This window comes from Corynebacterium incognita, from assembly GCF_014217255.1.
Taxonomy (GTDB): Bacteria; Actinomycetota; Actinomycetes; order Mycobacteriales; family Mycobacteriaceae; genus Corynebacterium; species Corynebacterium incognitum.
The window spans coordinates 1,264,313-1,280,625 of sequence record NZ_CP059404.1; the positions used below are offsets into that span (position 1 = coordinate 1,264,313).

15 protein-coding genes are annotated in these 16,313 nt (G+C 61.6%); 5 read left to right on the plus strand and 10 right to left on the minus strand.

What is annotated here, in order from left to right; translation table 11 throughout:
* Nucleotides 1–53: 53 nt before the first annotated feature.
* Entirely contained in the window at nucleotides 54–1,241 is a 1,188-nt protein-coding gene (locus H0194_RS05815) for an IS1249 family transposase (RefSeq protein ID WP_185175023.1), read from the minus strand.
* A 303-nt stretch (nucleotides 1,242–1,544) separates the two neighbouring features.
* On the opposite strand from H0194_RS05815, the gene H0194_RS05820 reads away from it, so the two are divergent.
* Nucleotides 1,545–2,696 carry an HNH endonuclease signature motif containing protein gene (locus tag H0194_RS05820; protein ID WP_185175025.1) on the plus strand — a complete coding sequence of 384 codons (1,152 nt, stop codon included), beginning with the start codon at nucleotides 1,545–1,547 and terminating at the stop codon, nucleotides 2,694–2,696.
* Here the strand turns inward: H0194_RS05820 and H0194_RS05825 are convergent.
* Complete coding sequence (locus H0194_RS05825; protein ID WP_185175026.1) at nucleotides 2,693–2,896, minus strand: hypothetical protein; 204 nt, start codon at nucleotides 2,894–2,896, stop codon at nucleotides 2,693–2,695. The two genes, H0194_RS05820 and H0194_RS05825, sit on opposite strands and share 4 nt — an antisense overlap.
* A gap of 59 nt (nucleotides 2,897–2,955) precedes the next feature.
* Nucleotides 2,956–3,495 (minus strand): hypothetical protein, encoded by a 540-nt coding sequence (locus H0194_RS05830; protein ID WP_185175027.1) that lies wholly within the window; start codon nucleotides 3,493–3,495, stop codon nucleotides 2,956–2,958.
* 189 nt (nucleotides 3,496–3,684) lie between these two features.
* Here H0194_RS05830 and H0194_RS05835 point away from each other — a divergent pair, with 189 nt between their 5' ends.
* From H0194_RS05835 to H0194_RS05850, 4 genes are all read left to right on the plus strand, one after another.
* Entirely contained in the window at nucleotides 3,685–4,578 is an 894-nt protein-coding gene (locus H0194_RS05835) for a methylenetetrahydrofolate reductase (RefSeq protein ID WP_185175028.1), read from the plus strand.
* A 12-nt stretch (nucleotides 4,579–4,590) separates the two neighbouring features.
* Nucleotides 4,591–6,747: a 5-methyltetrahydropteroyltriglutamate--homocysteine S-methyltransferase gene (gene metE / locus H0194_RS05840; protein ID WP_185175029.1), complete on the plus strand. Its 2,157-nt coding sequence runs from the start codon at nucleotides 4,591–4,593 to the stop codon at nucleotides 6,745–6,747.
* The gene (locus tag H0194_RS05845; protein ID WP_185175030.1) at nucleotides 6,737–7,258 is read left to right on the plus strand and encodes a peptidylprolyl isomerase; all 522 of its coding nucleotides are present in this window, start codon (nucleotides 6,737–6,739) and stop codon (nucleotides 7,256–7,258) included. The genes metE and H0194_RS05845 overlap by 11 nt, the downstream gene beginning before the upstream one ends.
* A 76-nt stretch (nucleotides 7,259–7,334) precedes the next feature.
* On the plus strand, nucleotides 7,335–7,829 hold the full coding sequence (locus H0194_RS05850) for a rhomboid family intramembrane serine protease (RefSeq protein ID WP_185175031.1): 495 nt from the start codon (nucleotides 7,335–7,337) through the stop codon (nucleotides 7,827–7,829).
* 271 nt (nucleotides 7,830–8,100) lie between these two features.
* Here H0194_RS05850 and crgA read toward each other — a convergent pair whose 3' ends face one another.
* The 7 genes from crgA to H0194_RS05885 all read right to left on the minus strand — a co-directional run bounded on the left by crgA (nucleotide 8,101) and on the right by H0194_RS05885 (nucleotide 16,309).
* Nucleotides 8,101–8,373: a cell division protein CrgA gene (crgA, locus tag H0194_RS05855; protein ID WP_185175032.1), complete on the minus strand. Its 273-nt coding sequence runs from the start codon at nucleotides 8,371–8,373 to the stop codon at nucleotides 8,101–8,103.
* 66 nt (nucleotides 8,374–8,439) lie between these two features.
* Entirely contained in the window at nucleotides 8,440–10,347 is a 1,908-nt protein-coding gene (gene pknB / locus H0194_RS05860; RefSeq protein ID WP_185175033.1) for a Stk1 family PASTA domain-containing Ser/Thr kinase, read from the minus strand.
* The gene (locus H0194_RS05865) at nucleotides 10,348–11,802 is read right to left on the minus strand and encodes a serine/threonine-protein kinase (RefSeq protein WP_185175034.1); all 1,455 of its coding nucleotides are present in this window, start codon (nucleotides 11,800–11,802) and stop codon (nucleotides 10,348–10,350) included.
* Nucleotides 11,802–13,235, minus strand: a complete 1,434-nt coding sequence (locus tag H0194_RS05870) for a penicillin-binding transpeptidase domain-containing protein (protein ID WP_185175035.1) — start codon at nucleotides 13,233–13,235, stop codon at nucleotides 11,802–11,804. The genes H0194_RS05865 and H0194_RS05870 overlap by 1 nt, the downstream gene beginning before the upstream one ends.
* Nucleotides 13,228–14,535: an FtsW/RodA/SpoVE family cell cycle protein gene (locus tag H0194_RS05875; RefSeq protein ID WP_246388801.1), complete on the minus strand. Its 1,308-nt coding sequence runs from the start codon at nucleotides 14,533–14,535 to the stop codon at nucleotides 13,228–13,230. Before H0194_RS05875 ends, H0194_RS05870 begins: the two co-directional genes overlap by 8 nt.
* The gene (locus H0194_RS05880; protein ID WP_185175036.1) at nucleotides 14,532–15,869 is read right to left on the minus strand and encodes a protein phosphatase 2C domain-containing protein; all 1,338 of its coding nucleotides are present in this window, start codon (nucleotides 15,867–15,869) and stop codon (nucleotides 14,532–14,534) included. Before H0194_RS05880 ends, H0194_RS05875 begins: the two co-directional genes overlap by 4 nt.
* A complete protein-coding gene (locus H0194_RS05885; RefSeq protein ID WP_185175037.1) occupies nucleotides 15,866–16,309 on the minus strand; it encodes an FHA domain-containing protein FhaB/FipA in 444 nt (147 codons plus the stop codon). Before H0194_RS05885 ends, H0194_RS05880 begins: the two co-directional genes overlap by 4 nt.
* Nucleotides 16,310–16,313 lie beyond the last annotated feature (4 nt).

Sequence of the window (16,313 nt, forward strand, 5' to 3'; positions counted from 1 at the left end):
CTAGGGTTAAGTAGCAAAAAGTGTGTCTGCCGGCGTGTCGTCGGCATCGGGGGTTAGCGTAGTGGGCCTTTCCGGATTCTGATGTCGGGGTCGTAGGTGTCTGGGATAGTGTTGTCGTAGAAGGCTGGGCGTCCGGTTTCTTGGTCGGCTGCGTTGTGGTCTTCAGGTTCTAGGTCGTTGACTTTGGCGAGTTGATCTAGTCCGAAGTTGCACTGCCTGGCGATTTGTAATGGGTCGTCAGGCAGTTGCGTTTTGCTGTGCAGCCACCACTCGAGCATGCGCCGTTGTCGCTCTCCTGAACGCCCTCTGTGTATTCGGGCTAAGAGCTTGAGTTGGGAGTTGATTGCTCCTTCCAGGCTGTTTGTCGTCGATGCCCATTGTGGGTTGATGGATTTCGGGTCGGGTTCGATGTAGGTAAACAAGAATCCTTTCTTCGATAGGTTCAGCAACGACATGTAGGCCTGGCGCACGCGTGGGTGGGTGTATTCCCAGGTTTTTGTGGCGGTGCGTCGGTCTTTGGGCAGTGGTGTCTTTTCGTTGAGGAAGTCGTGGTAGACCTGCCCGTATTCGTGTAGGTGGACTGTCCATTGCGCTGCTTGTTCCGCTGTAGAAACAGCGGTGAGCTGTAGTGCTAGTTGGTAGATGGCTTGTCCTGCAGGGGTGCGTGGCCGGCTGGTGGTGTAGCGGCGTACGACGCGTTGTGCGTGGACGAGGCAGCGTTGAATTTTGGTGTTGGGCCACAGCTTTTTAATCGCGCTATATGCGCCGCGTCCGCCGTCCATGACAACGCATAGCGGCGGCGCTAGTTGGCTGAGCAGTTCTAGGTAGGCCTGTGTTGATTCGGCTTTCGCCCAGTGCCAGGTGATGACATGGGTGCGGGTAGCGGCGATAAGCAGGCATCCTGCGGCGGTGTAGGTGCCGTCGATAAAGACCTGGTCAAAGATGCGTTCCGGGTCGACCGTGTTGGGGATGTCGATAAGCCACAACGGCCGGAAGCGTCGATCCATACTCCACCTGCTTAGCCCACGTTCCTGAGCGATGGCGCTAAGCGTTTTATGCGCGGTGACGTAGGCGTGGAAATCGAGGAAATCTTGGGTGTGGCGCTTATCCGTCCTGGAACGTGTCAGGGATTGTCCGCAGCTGGGTGCGGTGCAGCGCCAGCGGGTTTTGCCTGCTTTTGTTGTGCCGTTTTTCTTCATCGCCCCTGCACAACCGGGACATCGTGGTCTGTTTGTAGTCACCGAACTAGCAAACAAGATCCGCTTACCACACCAGCTCGTCAGATCCCGGTATTGAACGAAAACGGAGGTGGAATAACGCCGCAGACGTTATTCCACCCTGATTTATCTACTCTTACCAGCATGTATCACGGTTTACTGGACACACTTTTTGCTACTTAACCCGGCGGCTACGTTAAGTAGCTGCCTCTTTTTGCATGTTTGCGCAGGTCAGCGTTGATGTCTAGGGGGTGTTATAGGGTGTTGGGCAAACAGGCGTTCGAGTCTGTTTTGTACTGACCATATCCTCGAGTGAGAGACCTGGACATGATCAATTATTATGCCCCCAACAATCCACTAAACCCCGTAACCGTTGCCTATGCGGAGCTGCGCAGAGCGGAGTTTCAGTTCTGGATGGACAACCTGCCACATCCAGAAGACGATTTTGATGTGTGCTGCACGACGTTGGCGGTGGCAACAGGCCATTCCCCACGCAAGGTTAGCGCTATCATCATGGCGCTGTTTCGTCTGCGGCAGTTGCCGCAGTTGGCCGAGTTCCAAGACTTTTTGCTTCTAGACCTTGACCGGCTTATCACCATCGACCAAACGCTGGCGAAGTTGGGAACGCCAAAAAAGGAGCTTTTGGATCAGATGGATAGGCAGCTCGTCTCCTTCCTGACCCCGACCAAGCCCAACCAAATTCTGCCTTCGCGGGCGATGATCCGTAACAAGCTCAAAGAGCTGCTCCGTGGCCACATTGAACCTGAGGAGGCACCGAAACCTCGTTACTTCTGCGACGTGTGGGGAAACTCCGCAACACTGTCCCTTGAGTTGGATGTTGCTACCGCGGCGCTCGTAGATAAGCACATTGAGGACACGGCTAACGCCAACAAGCTCTCCCGCGCGGAAGCGATGATTCAGCTACTTACGGGCAATGCGAAGCCTCCGGCCCGGGTTGTGCTCCACACCTTCAAGGCTGTCGACGTCGAGGGCGCGCCCACCGTCATCCCGGGATTCGGCGTTGCCGACGAGATGGCGTTCACGCATACCCGAAAGTTGGATACCTTCCCAGTTGCCCGCGGTTACCGCACCCCACCCGTCATGGAGGCGTTCATCGAGGGCCGCGACGGCACCTGTCGCTGGCCGGGGTGCGAGCGTCCCGCACACCGTTGCCAGAAGGACCATCGAATCAATTACGCGGACGGAGGTGCTACTCACCCAGACAATCTCTTCAGCCTCTGCCAACACCACCACAACATCAAAACCGATGGGCGGGCGCACTACCTTGCGGATCCCGTGACTGGCGACGTCGTGTGGCTCTTTGAAGACGGCACCTGGGCGGCCACCGAGCCCACCGGCCCCATGGCCCCGAAGAATAAGCGGTGGGTGCAGACCGTGGCGGCGAAGATTAACCAGAGAAATGAGGTAGCAAAAAAGGAGCCCGCCCCGAAGGGCGAGCTCCAAGACATACCGTTTTAGCCGAGGAAGTAGTGCTCAATATCGGCGGGATCGATGGCGTGCTCGGTGCCGTTGATATCAGTGCTGCGAAAAACACTGGCGGTGTCAATGGCTTCGCGCAAAAGGTCGATCCGGTTTCGGTTGTCGCCCACATCGGCGCCGGCTCGGAAGTAAAGGGTCGTGCCGTTGGTGAGCTTGACTGTCAGGCCCTCGAATTCCATGCAGGTCACTCCTCAAGAAAAGTGTTTTTCTCCATGGTATTACAGGAGCCTAATCGTCCCTAATCCTCGTCGAGTGCGTGTTTCGGGCCCTTGCGGTGTGCCTCCAGCTGTTCGTCGATGGAACCGAGAAGTTCCTCGTCGCGTTCGGTGACGGGTTCCTCGACCATGTCCGGGTACTCGGGATCGGATGCTGCCTGACGCTCAAGGAGATCGTCTTCAGTGGTGGAGGTGTAGACGAGGGTGGAGCCTTCGAAATCGTCGGTGCGTGGCGGCTCCTCTAGGGGCTCTTCGCGCTTCTTGAAGAAGTAGAAAGCGCCTCCGATAGCGGCACCCGCGGCGATGAGAAGTGCGGGGAGCCAGTAATTCTTCTTCTTTTTTGGCGGCAGCTCTTCTTTCTGCTTTTCCAGGCGGGCGTGGGCGGCGCGGGTGAGTGCGCCTGCCTCGCGACGGGTGGCTGGGAACATATCGTCGTCGACTGTTTCAACTGCTCCTGCCAGGGCGGAGTAAGCCTCCTGTGCCTTCTCCGCGCGGTATTCGTTGAAGCGGTTCCAGAGGGAAGCCGCGACATTGTACGTTGCCTTGAGCGTTGTCGGATTCATTGTCGGTTACTCCTTAGTGTCGGGTGCCTCCAGCCTAGTGAAAACGGCCAAGGCGTGAAGCACGAATCATGAACTGCTCGGTCTATTTTATTCGTGAAGATTTCGCAGCACACAGCATTTCTCGCGCTCACAGCCCTGGACAAAACTAGACCGCTTGGTATGGTTCTCCGCAGGTTGATTGGAGGAACCATGGCCCCACGGATAAGCGCTTCGGCACCTTTGGACGAGTTGCCACAGCCCGCGCCACAACAGCAACGCGTCGGACTGTCGTTTGAAGTCATGCCGCCGCGACAAGACCACCCGGACGAGCTGTTGTCGGTATTGGAGTCATACGGCCCTGACTACGTGGCGGTGACCTCGTCGCGGCGTTCCGGTTGGTTGGAGGGAACGGCCAACTTCATCAGTGAGATTTCGGCGTCGTCGTCCATGCGGCCGCTCGCGCACCTTGCCTGTTCGGCGGGTTCCGAGGCGGAACTCCGGCATTGGACTGAGCGGCTTATCGATGCTGGTGTCCGCGGCTTCTTGGCGCTGCGGGGAGACTTGGTGCCGCAGCCGGGGTACTTACAGCATGCGGACGCGTTAGTACGGCTGATTAGGCAGGTGGAGGGCGAGCAGGTGTCGCGGCTGGCGGCGGGCAGGCTTGCGGTTGCGGTGGCGTGTTACCCCAATGGCCACGAGGAATCAAAGACCCCGTCAGAGGACTTCGAGGTCCTGCTGGCCAAACAGCGGCTGGGGGCCGACCTCGCGCTGAGCCAACTCTTCTTTGAGGCCGAGGACTTCCTACGGTTCCGTGCCCGCGCGGATCTTTTTGGCATTCGTATTCCGCTGGTGCCCGGGGTCATGCCGATAACAAGTCTTCGCCGGCTCCAGCGAATGAGTGAGTTGACGGGCCTGGCGGTTCCACGGGACGTCGGAAAGCGAATGGAGGCCGTGGAAGGCACCGCGCGCGAGTACGACGTCGGCCTGGAGCTGACAGCGCAGCTGGTGCGCAGGCTGGTCCGCTCCGGGGTCACTGGCATTCACCTTTACACATTTAACAATCCGCAGGTCGTCCAGGACGTGCTGCAGCGGGTAGACATCTAGAAAGGAAGAAAAATGGGTTTTCCACAGGTCACAATTGAGGGTTATCCGCGCATCGGGCGCAATCGCGAGTTGAAGCGAGCGCTGGAGAAGTACTGGAAGGGCGAGGTGTCGGAGGAGGAATTCGGCGCGGCGGTGCGGGCTTTGCGTCAGGATACTTATCGACGTCTCGTGGACTTGGGCTTGGACGAGGACTGCGCCATCCCGGCCGACGTCGCGCTCTACGACCATGTTTTGGAAACGGCGCTGACGGTGGGTATTCACACAGCGGATTCGTTGGAGGAGGAATTTGTCCTTGCCCGAGGGAATGACGAGCGCGCACCCTTGGAGATGACAAAGTGGTTTGATACCAACTATCACTACATCGTCCCGGAGGTGGGCGGTGAGATTGTGCCGCGCCCGGAGCGGGTGCAAAAGATCCTCAACGAGACGGATGTGAAAGTGCGGCCGTACCTCGTGGGGCCCGTGACGCTGTTGGCGCTGTCGAAGGGTGAGGACCCGCTGAGCAGGCTTGACGACGTCGTGGCGGCGTACCGGGAGATCCTGAATGCGGTCGATGCCGAATGGTTCCAGTTCGCAGAACCTGCACTGGTCGCCGACTTCGCGCATGTGAGTGAAGAGGAGCTTGTGGCGGCGACGCGGAAGGCGTACGGGGAATTGGATGCTTCTCGACTATTTGTGTCGTTGCCGTACGGAAAAGCCGGGGCTGGCCTGGAGGCTCTGCTCGAGGCAGGCGTCGGTGCGATTGGTGTTGATCTCACGGACGCCGGTGAGGCCGCGCGGGTCAAGGAAATCTGGACCGATAAGACGCGTCTGGTCGCCGGACTCATCGATGGACGCAATGTGTGGGCCGCGGACCTGCGGGCGCGCCGAGAGGTGCTGGAAGGATTGGGCAATGCCTCGGTCAGCACGACGGTGAGCCTACTGCACGTACCGCATTCGGTGGAAGGTGAGGACATTCCCGCGGACGTGGTGAACAAGCTGGCCTTTGCCGACGAGAAGATCGCGGAGCTGGTGGCGTTGCAGAAGGGGCCGTTAGAGGCGCCGGAGGCCTACGCGCAGGCGGACCGGGTGGCGGTGAAAAAGAAGGACGTGGAGGTGCGGATCGCGTCGGCGCGGACTCCGGCTTTTCCGGAACGCAAGGAAGCCCAGAAGGAGCTTGATCTGCCGTTACTTCCCACGACGACCATTGGTTCTTTCCCCCAAACCGGCGAGATTAGGGCGGCGCGGGCGGCGCATAGAAATGGCGAGTTGGATGACGCCCAGTACGAGCAGCGGCTGCGAGAAGAAATCGCTGGAGTCATCACGTTGCAGGAGCGCCTCGGGTTGGACGTCTTGGTGCACGGCGAGGCGGAGCGCAACGACATGGTGCAGTACTTCGCGGAGCAATTGGACGGGTTCGTCGTGACGCAAAACGGTTGGGTGCAGTCGTATGGATCTCGGTGCACGCGGCCGCCCATCGTGGTGGGGGATGTCTCGCGGCCGGCGCCGATGACAGTCAAGTGGGCCCAGTACGCGCAGTCGCTGACGGACAAGCACGTCAAAGGCATGCTGACGGGCCCGGTGACTATTCTTGCCTGGAGTTTTCCGCGCGCGGACGTGCCGTTGGCGGTATCGGCCGAGCAGATCGGAGCGGCGCTCGCGGAGGAGGTCAAGGACTTGGAGGACGCGGGCATCCAGATCATTCAGGTCGACGAACCGGCGCTGCGGGAGCTGCTGCCGCTGCGAAAGAACGAGAGAGCTGCCTACCTCGAATGGGCCTTGAACGCGTTTCGGTCGGTGCACGCCCAGGCACGACCGACCACGCAAATCCACACGCACCTGTGCTATTCGGAGTTCGGAGAGATCATCGACGCGGTGGCAGCGCTGGACGCGGATGTGACGTCGATTGAGGCGGCACGATCCCGGATGGAGCTGTTGGAAGACCTCAATGACACCTTCGTTTCTGACATCGGCCCGGGTATCTACGATATTCATTCACCACGGGTTCCCGGCGTGGCGGAGCTGGTGGAACTCATCAATGCGGCCTTAAGGTCCGTGGATGAAGAGCGCCTGTGGATCAACCCGGACTGCGGGTTGAAGACGCGCGGTTACGCGGAAACCGAGGCCGCGCTGCGCAACCTGGTGCTCGCGCGCGACGAGGTTTTGTATACTCGGGGACATGAGCATTAAGACTGCAACTGCAACGATGCACACCAACTTGGGTGACATTGTCATTGACCTGTTCGGCAACCACGCGCCCGTGACTGTGGAGAACTTCGTCGGCCTGGCGAAGGGCGAGAAGGAGTACTCCACCCAGAACGCTAAGGGTGAGCAGACCGGCCCGTTCTACGATGGCGCGATCTTCCACCGCATCATCGAGGGCTTCATGATTCAGGGCGGTGACCCGACTGGCACCGGCCGTGGTGGCCCGGGCTACCAGTTCGCGGACGAGTTCCACCCGGAGCTGCAGTTCGATCGCCCTTACCTGCTGGCCATGGCTAACGCGGGTCCGGGCACCAACGGTTCCCAGTTCTTCATCACTGTGGCTCCGACCCCGCACCTGAACAATGCGCACACCATCTTTGGTGAGGTCACCGACGAGGAGTCCAAGAAGGTTGTGGACAAGATCGCCACGGTGGACACGGACCGCATGGACCGCCCGCATAAGGACGTAGTGATCGAGTCCATCGACATTGCGTAGTAATCTCCCGCACCTTCGGGTGCGGGATTTTTTTGTGTGCGCGGGGATTATTTTCTCCTGCGTTGTAATTTTTGGGGTGTCGGCCTTCCAGGCCGGCACTGTGCTTGGCGACGTCCATCGATCGTGGACGGTGCAGCACCTCCAGGTGTGGGGTGGACATTTTCACTGGTGGACTCTGCTGACGAGCGGGTTCGTGCATCTTAACTTGTCGCACCTCTCGGTCAACATGATCATGTTGGCGCTCATCGGGCCTTTCCTGGAGCGCCGCCTCGGTCACCTGAGGTTTGCGGTGGCCTACCTGGTGGGGTTAGTGGGCTCTGCCGGGGTGGTGGCGGTGATGGACTCGTCGCCGACGGTGGGGGCGTCGGGGGCGCTATTCGCGTTGATGGTGCTGCTGTTGCGCGTGCACGGGGAGCCGCGGGCGCCGTTGGCGTTATTGGGGGCGAATCTGGTGTACACCTTCGTGGGTGACGGCGTGTCGCTCTGGGGACACCTCGGAGGTTTGCTATGGGGGATTGTTCTGTTGGCCTGCGGTTTGGGGAAAACCTCGGCGTGTTATCCACGGGCCTAAAGGGCCCTAGTTATCCACAAAAGTTATCCACAGTGTGGATAACTACATCTGTGTAGTTTCCCGGATGAGTGTTTGAAAGAACGGATGTCTTTCCAGGTAAAACAGTATCTATAGAACGTTTTTCGGGTCTTGTGGAATGGTGGAGCGGTTCATTCAGTGTCTGTGGACAACGCGTGATTTCACAGAAGTTTCCACACCCTGTGGATAACTTTTCTCCCAGCATGTAAAAATCCCCTTGTGAAAACTCACAAGGGGATGTGGGGCGTGGTGGCTACTTCCAGCCCATCGTCATCAGTAGGCCGATGATGAACAACCCGAAGCCGATGCCGTAGTTCCAGGGGCCGAGCTCCTGCATGAACGAAATCTGTTCGCCAGCAAGGTAGTTGACCACAAGGTACAACAGGCCCAGCAACATGAGAGCGAACATCACCACGAGGTACCACTTCGGGGTGCCCTCGGCGTTGATCTTGACTGGGGTCCGGTTACTACTGCTTCCGCCGGAGATGGGGGAAGAGGAGGATTCGTTAATTTGTGCCTTTGGCATGGTGTCCTCTTAACTTAATCGATTGTGTCGCAATGATGTCATCACTTTAGCAGCTCTCATCAGCTGTTAGGGAACCAACTTATCGAGGTCGAACTTCCAGTAGCGCACGGTGATGTCCGCGTCCTTGCGGATCGTTTCACCGGAATCGGGACTGGTGACGGCGATGAGGCCTTCGTCGATAAGCGCGCCCGTGCCCACGGGTTTGCCGGACTGGAGGGAGCCTGACCACCCCTCGGCCTTGAGCTTGCTTTCCGCAGATTCCGTGGTGGAGCGGACGAGATCGGGCATCTGCATGAGCATGTTGTTGGAAACCTCAACGGTGATTTCGGTGCCCTTCGGAACCTCCGACCCTTCCTGAGAAGCGCTGAGGACTTGGTCCTCAGGCTTGGTGGAATCGGTGGCCACCTTGGTGGCCTCGAGGCCGGCCTCTTCGAGCGCCTGCTTGGCGTCGGTCCAACCCATACCGGAGACCGAGGGGACGGTGACTTTTTCCTCCCCGCGCGAGATAGTGATGGTGACCTGGGAACCCTTGGCAGATTCCTCCCCAGCCTCGGGGGATTGTTTGATGACGGTGCCCCGTGGTGCTGAGTCGGAATACGTGCGGGAGACGTTCTGGTTGAGCTTGAGCCCCACCTCGCGAAGTGCCTCCGAGGCCTCCTGGGTATTCATACCGCTGAGATCCGGAACCTCGGTGGTTTCTTCACCGGTAGAGATGGTGACGGTGACCGAAGAATCCTTCTGCACCTTCGACCCAGCGGCGGGGGAGATGGAGATCGCGCGGCCCTCCTCGATGGAGGGGCTCGGGCTTTCTTTTGTGGTTACCTTAAGCCCAAGCTTGCGAAGATCGGCGATGACCTCGTCCTTTTCGCGGTCCTTGACGTCGGGGATCTCCACCATGTTGGAAGTCTGCTTGGTTTTGGCGTCAGGGGAATCCGGCGCGGAGTTAGAGGCGCTGGTTGCGGTCCCGTCGTTCTGGAAGAAGTCCCACGCGAAGTAGCCGACGGTTCCCAACAGCGCGAGAGAGAGGAGCACCGCCAGCGTGGTGGTGCCGGAGGAGGCTTGGTCTTCTTGCTTTTGTGGTGGTGGCGGCGGCGTTTCGTCGACGTGAACGGCGGCGGCATTGGTGATGTTGCCGGAGGCGAGGCGCTTGAGATCGTCGCCCATTTCGAACGCGGCCTGGTAGCGATCGGCCGGATGCTTGGCCATGGCAGTGAGCACGACGGCGTCGATGTTGATCTTTTCGGTATTGCTCAGCGGCGCGGAGATATGGTGCGACGGCGGGGTCGGCTCCTCCTGGACGTGCTGGTAGGCGACGGCAAACGGGGTCTCGCCCTGGAAGGGGGTGCGGCCGGTGACCGCCTCGTAGAGCACGCAGCCCAAGGCATAGACGTCGGAGCGAGCATCGGCGGCGTTGCCGCGGGCCTGCTCCGGGGAGAGGTACTGTGCGGTACCAATGACTGCGGAGGTCTGCGTCATTGCGGAGGTGGAGTCATCGAGCGCGCGGGCGATGCCGAAGTCCATGACCTTCACCTGGCCGGTGTTGGTGATCATGATGTTTGCCGGCTTGATGTCGCGGTGGATGATACCTGCCTCGTGCGAGGACTGCAGGGCCTGGCACACCGGTTCCAGCAGTTCAGCGGCGGCGTCGGGGGCGAGTGGGCCGTCCTCGCGGACGATGTCGCGCAAGGTGCGGCCGAAAACGCGCTCCATGACGATGTACGGGATGGCGATGCCGTCGATGGTGTCTTCGCCGGTGTCGTACACGGCCACGATGTTGGGGTGGTTCAGGCGCCCGGAGTTCTGGGCCTCCTTGCGGAAGCGTTCGCGGAAGCTGACGTCCCGCGCCATTTCCTGGCGCAGCATCTTCACGGCGACGGTGCGGCCGAGCAGGGTGTCCTGCGCGGCGAAGACCTCGGACATGCCGCCGTTGCCGATGACCTCGGCGAGTTCGTAGCGTCCAGCCAGGGTCGTCATTTAGACCCCTCCCAACTCGGGGTAGTAGTACTCTAAGTCCGTGGGGATGTCGATGGCGGCCTCAGATTCGGGCACCGTGACTTCCTCCTCGACGGGCGTGGGGGTTTCGGGTGCTTCTTGAGTGGGGGTGTCCGGCGTGGGCGTGGGGGTGTCGGGCGTGGTGGTCTTTTCCTTGGTCGGCGAAGGCTTCGGGGTGGTGGTCTTCTTCTTAGGCTTCTCCGACGTTTCCTCTTCTGGTGTCTCTTCGACGCTGGTCACGGTGGTCTTCGCGGGTTCAGTAGGCTCTTGCTTCTCGACGCTCGTGGGTTCCTTGCGCTTGGTGGTGGGCCCGGAGGACGCGGTCTCAGTCTCGGTGATGACCTCGGTGATAATGCTCGGTTCGGCGGGCGCGGGCTCGTCGGAGTTCTTGGCGAACAGCCAGATGCCGCCGCCTGCCAGGCCAGCAAGCAGCAGCGCGATAAGGACGCCGTTACCGAAGCTCTTGGCGGGCGACGCGGGCTTGGTGGTTGTGGGCTGGGTGGTCTTTCCCAGCATCTCCGTGGCCTCGTTGGGCGAGGGCTCCGGGGCGCGGGTGGCTAGTGCTGCGGACTTGGGCTGCGGCGGGCGCTGCCCGTCGCGGACGGCGGCGACGGCGTGGGTGAGCTCGTTGCCGTCGGCGAAGCGGGTGGTGGGATCCTTACGCAGCGTGATGCCGATCAACTCGCGGGTAGGGGCTGAGATCGTGGTCGCCAGGGCCTCTGGCGCCTGGTTGATGTGTGCAAGCGCTACGGAGATGGAGCTGTCGCCGGTGAACGGACGCTCGCCGGCGAGCATCTCGTAACCGACGACGCCGAGGGAGTAGACGTCGGACGCCGCGGTGACGTCATGGCCCTGCGCCTGTTCCGGGGATACGTACTGGGCCGTGCCCACGACCATGCCGGTGCGGGTGAGGGGGACGGCGGCGGCGGCTTTGGCGATGCCGAAGTCAGTGATTTTAACCTGACCGTTCTGCGTGATGAGCAGGTTGCCCGGCTTGATGTCGCGGTGGACTAGATCCATGCGGTGGATGATCGACAGGCCGTGGGCGGCCTGCTCGAGGACGTCGAGGGCGAGGGCCTCGGGCAGCTTGCCTTCGCGCGACAGGAGATCTGCCAGCGATTCGCCCCGGACATACTCCATGGCCATGAAGCAGAAAGTGTGGCCGGAGGGATCGGTGAGCTCGCGATAGTCGTAGGTGCGCACGACGTTGTCGGAGTCGATGGACTCGGCGGACTTGGCCTCGTTGCGGAAGCGGCCCAAGAATTCGGTGTTATCGCTGAACTCGGGTCGCAGGACCTTGATGGCGACCTCGCGGTTGTTGGCGTGATCGTCGGCAAGCCAGACCGTGGACATGCCGCCGTGGCCGATGATCCACTGCAGCTCATAGTCCTCACCGATCAGGTTCTGGAGGTAGGCCTTGTTGTCAGTTGAAGCCATTAGTTACCTCCCGTTGCCTGTCGTAGCATGGCGCGCCCAATCGGTGCCGAGACCTTGCCGCCGGTGGCGGACTGGCCCAAGCTGCCGCCGTCTTTCACGACGACGGCGACCGCGACGTCTTTGTTTGGATCATAGGCCACGTACCACGTGTGCGGGGGAAGGCCGTCGCCGTGCTCGGCCGTGCCGGTCTTGGAATAGAAGCCGTTGCCGTCGAAGCCGGCGGTGTTTTCCTCCGAGGATCGCATGAGCGACGCCAGGGTGGCGGCGGTGTCTTCGCCGATCTCCTTGGACGCAACCTTCGGCTTAGTCTCCTTGAGCGTCTTGAGCTCGGAGTTGGTCACCTTGGACACGAGGTACGGGGTCATGCGGGTGCCGTTGTTCGCCACAGTTCCGGCCATGACGGCGGCCTGGAGCGCGGACATGGTGACGTCGCGCTGTCCGATGGCGGACTGGCCCAAGGCGGCGTCGTCAGGCAGATCGCCCAGGGAGCCGGAGGCGGAGTCGATGCCGAGGTCGTAGCGCTCGCTGATGCCGAAGCCCTTCGCGGCGTCGACAAGCTTGTCCTTGCCAGCCGCGATGCCCATCTCTACGAATGCAGTGTTGCAGGACAGGGAGAATGCCGTGCGCAGGGAGACCTGCTGGGAGCCGCCGCACACCTGGGCGTCGTAGTTGGTGAGCTGGGTGTTGGTGTTCGGCAGCGTGATCTCGGCGGCGCCGGTGAACGTGGTGTCCGGGGTGGCGCCGTTTTCAATGCCGGCCGCGGTGGTGACGATCTTGAAGATCGAGCCCGGGGGAAGGGTTTCCGCGGTGGCGTGGTTGAGCAGCGCGTTGCCCGGGGCGTTGGTGATCTCCTGCCACGCGTTCTCGGCGGTGGCGTTGTCCGCGAGCGGCCCAGAGGAATAGCCCGGCGTGGAGGCGAGGGCGAGGACCTCGCCGGTAGACGGGCGGATGGCGGCGGCTGCGCCCTGGTAGCCGTTGTTGACCAGCTGATCGTAGGAGAACTGCTGGAGGTTCGGGTCTAAGGTGATTTCCACGTTCGCGCCCTCGTTGGGCTTGCCGGACAGCTTCTGCAACCAGTTGGACGTCAGCAGCGAAGGATCGGTGCCGTTAAGCAGATCGTTTTGGGAATGTTCCAGCTGGGCGGCGCCGTAGATTTCGGACAGGTAGCCGGTGACGGGGCCGAACGCGGGCGAGTCCGTGGGGTAGGAGCGGGTAAAGGTGCCGTCGGCGTTTTCGATCGACTGGGCGAGTACCTGCCCGCCGGCGGAGATCTGGCCGCGCGGGGTGGTCTGGAGCTCGAAATAGTTGCGCTTGTTCAGCTCGTTCTTGGCGAATTTGTCGTCGGAGAACGCGTGGATATTCGTCAGGTTCACCAGGAGGATGAGCGTCAGCAGCAGGCCAAAGATGGCCGTGAAGCGAATCGACTTATTCATTGAGTGCCTCCTCCTTCAGTGGTCGGCGCGCGGAATTGGAGATGCGCAGCAGTAGGGCGATCAGGATGTAGTTGGCCATGAGCGAAGAGCCACCCGCCGACATGAACGGCGTGGTCAGGCCGGTCATGGGCAGCAGCGCCGAGATGCCGCCGGTGACCACGAAGATCTGGATCGCAATGGTCAGCGACAGACCCGCGGCCACGAGCTTGCCGTAGGAGTCACGCACCTTGAGCGCGGTGGTGAAGCCGCGGGAGACGATGATGGCGAACAGCACCAGCACGGCGGCCAGGCCGATAAGGCCCAGCTCCTCGCCGATGGCGGACAGGATGAAGTCCGAGTGCGCCACGGGGACCACGTGCGGGTAGCCGTGGCCCAGGCCGGTACCGGAGACGCCGCCCCAGCTCATGCCGAACAGCGCCTGGGAGAGCTGGTAGCCGCCATTGTCATAGTTACCCAGCGGGTCCAGGAAGTTGGAGAAGCGCGCCTGGATCTTCGACGAGATCATGTAGATGCCCGAGCCGCCGATGAAGACCAGGATCATGCCAATGATGAGCCAGGAGGTGCGGCCGGTGGCCATGTACATCATGCCCAGCACGGTAGAAAACAGCAGTAGCGCCGGGCCGAAGTCGTTGGAGATCGCCATGACGACGATCGCGATGCCCCACACCACCAGGATGGGCGCGAGGTCGCGCAGGCGCGGCAGGCTGATACCGAGGAAACGATAGCCCGCCACGGTGAACAGGGAGCGCTTCTGCACAAGCAGCATGGCGAAGAACAGCAGGAGGAGGATCTTGGAGAACTCGCCCGGCTGGACGCTGAAAGGCCCGAGCCAGATCCAGATGCGGGCCTCCGCGTCCGGTGGCTGTGGCCAGACCAGCGGGAGCGCCAGCAGCACCAAGCCCACCGCGCCGAGGAGGTAGGAGTACTTGGTCAGCGACTTGTGATCGCGGAGGAACGCCAGGACCAGGACGAAGAGTACGACGCCGACGACGGTCCACATCACCTGGCGGGGCGCCATGCCCCAGTCGGTCTCGACGTCGATGCGCGCCAGCATGACGATGCCGATGCCGTTGAGCAGGGCGACGACGGGCAAGATGATCTGGTCGGCATAGGGCGCGAATACACTCAGCGCCAGATGGGCGACGGTAAAGACGCCAATATAGCCGCCAATGAGCCCGAGCATCTCGGCGGTGATCGCGTTGTCCTGGGACATCTCCAGGCTCACCAGCATGATGGAGAAGATGGCGGTAGCCAGCAGGAGGAAGCCGAATTCTACCGGGCGGAATCGGAAATTCTTCACTCTGCCTCCCTACAATCCACTCCCGGCGACTTCAGGTCGCCTTTCTTCTTGTCCTTGTCATCTCCGCTCACGCACACCGGAAGGGCGTTCTCGGCGAGGCGCGTGAGCTGCGCCTGGATCTCGTCGTAGCTGCCCGAGGGCAGCGACTTGGCGCTTTCGCGAACGGATGGCTGTAGGTCCTGCAGCGTAAACGACGTGCAGTCCGCCTCCGGCTCCACCAGCTGGACCGAGCCCTCCTTGGTCAGGCACGAGTCTTGGTAGACCTTGTTGAGGTCCTTGCCGAAGATGGAGAAGTCCGCGCCCTGGCGGATGACCAGGGAATCCTCGGCCTCTACGGACACGTAGTAGTTATTGGCCAGGTAGTTTTTGGCCCACAGCCCGCCGCCGGTCAGTGCGGCGAGAACGACGATGGCGAGGACGAGAGGGACCCAGCGGAATCTTTTGGGCTCCTCGTCGTCGTCGACCTCGTCGACCTTGGGCTCGATGACCTGCGGGCGGTTCTGCAGGGCGGCGGCGCGGCTGGCCGCGGTGTCCGGGCGAGAGGATTCCAGATGGTCCTTGTTGACGTTGAGCGCGCCCGCCATCACCGGGGCGGTGGTGGGGCGCGGGTTGTTGTGCGCCTCGACGACGTCCGCGACCACCACGGTCACGTTGTCCGGCCCGCCGGAGCGCAGCGCCAGCTCCACGAGCTTGCGCGCCGCGGTGTCGGGCGTGCCCTCGGCCAAGGTTGTTTCGATGGTCGACGCCGTCACCGGATCGGACAGGCCGTCCGAGCACAGCAGGATGCGATCGCCCGGCTGGGCGTCCAGCAGAAAGAGGGTCGGATCCACTGGGTGGCCCGCATAGGCCTTGAGGATGATTGATTTTTGTGGGTGCGAGGACACCTCGTCCGGGTCCAGCTGGCCCTCGTCGACGAGCTTTTGCACGTAGGTGTCGTCGATGGTGAACTGCTCGAGCGTGCCGCCGCGCAGCCGGTAGCCGCGCGAATCGCCCACGTGGCACACACCGAACTGCGTGCCGTCAAACATCATGGCGATGCACGTGGTGCCCATGCCCTCGGTTTCCGGGTGGGTCTTCACGTGCTCAGCGATGGAGGCATTCGCATCGTCTGCGGCCGAGCCCACGAGCGCGAGCATGTCATTGTCCTCGGGGTCCCGGTCCAGGTGCTCGAGGTGGGACACCATCATCTGGGACGCCACTTCACCCGCGGCGTGGCCGCCCATGCCGTCGGCAAGCACCAGCAGGTGCGGGCCGGCGTAGGCGGCGTCCTCGTTATTGGAGCGCACGAGCCCGGTATCGGACGCGGCGGTGAAGTTCAGCTGCAGCGCGGTCATGGCACCAGCCTCACGATGGAACGGCCGAACTTAATGTCTGTGTTCGCCGTGATGCGCTCGGCCTGATCGATGCGGGTTCCACCGACAAATGTGCCGTTACGGGATTCGAGGTCCTCGACGAACCATTCGGATCCGCGGCGAAACAGGCGGGCGTGCCGGGAGGACGCGAAGTCGTCGCCCAGCACGAAGTCACAGTCATTGGCGCGGCCGACGACGATTTCTTCTAACGCGCCCAATGGCATGTGCGAGCCCTTGAGCGGGCCCTCCACAATCGCGATGGTTTTGGGCGTTTCTTTGCGCAGCGGGGCCTTCTTGGTGGCGGCCTGCGTACCCGCGGCCTTGTTCGTGTCCTTGCGCATGGCGTTGAGCGCGAACAGGATGAAGAGCCACAGCGCCACGAGCAGGGCGATGCGCAACACAAGCATCAGGACAGAGTCCATGGTG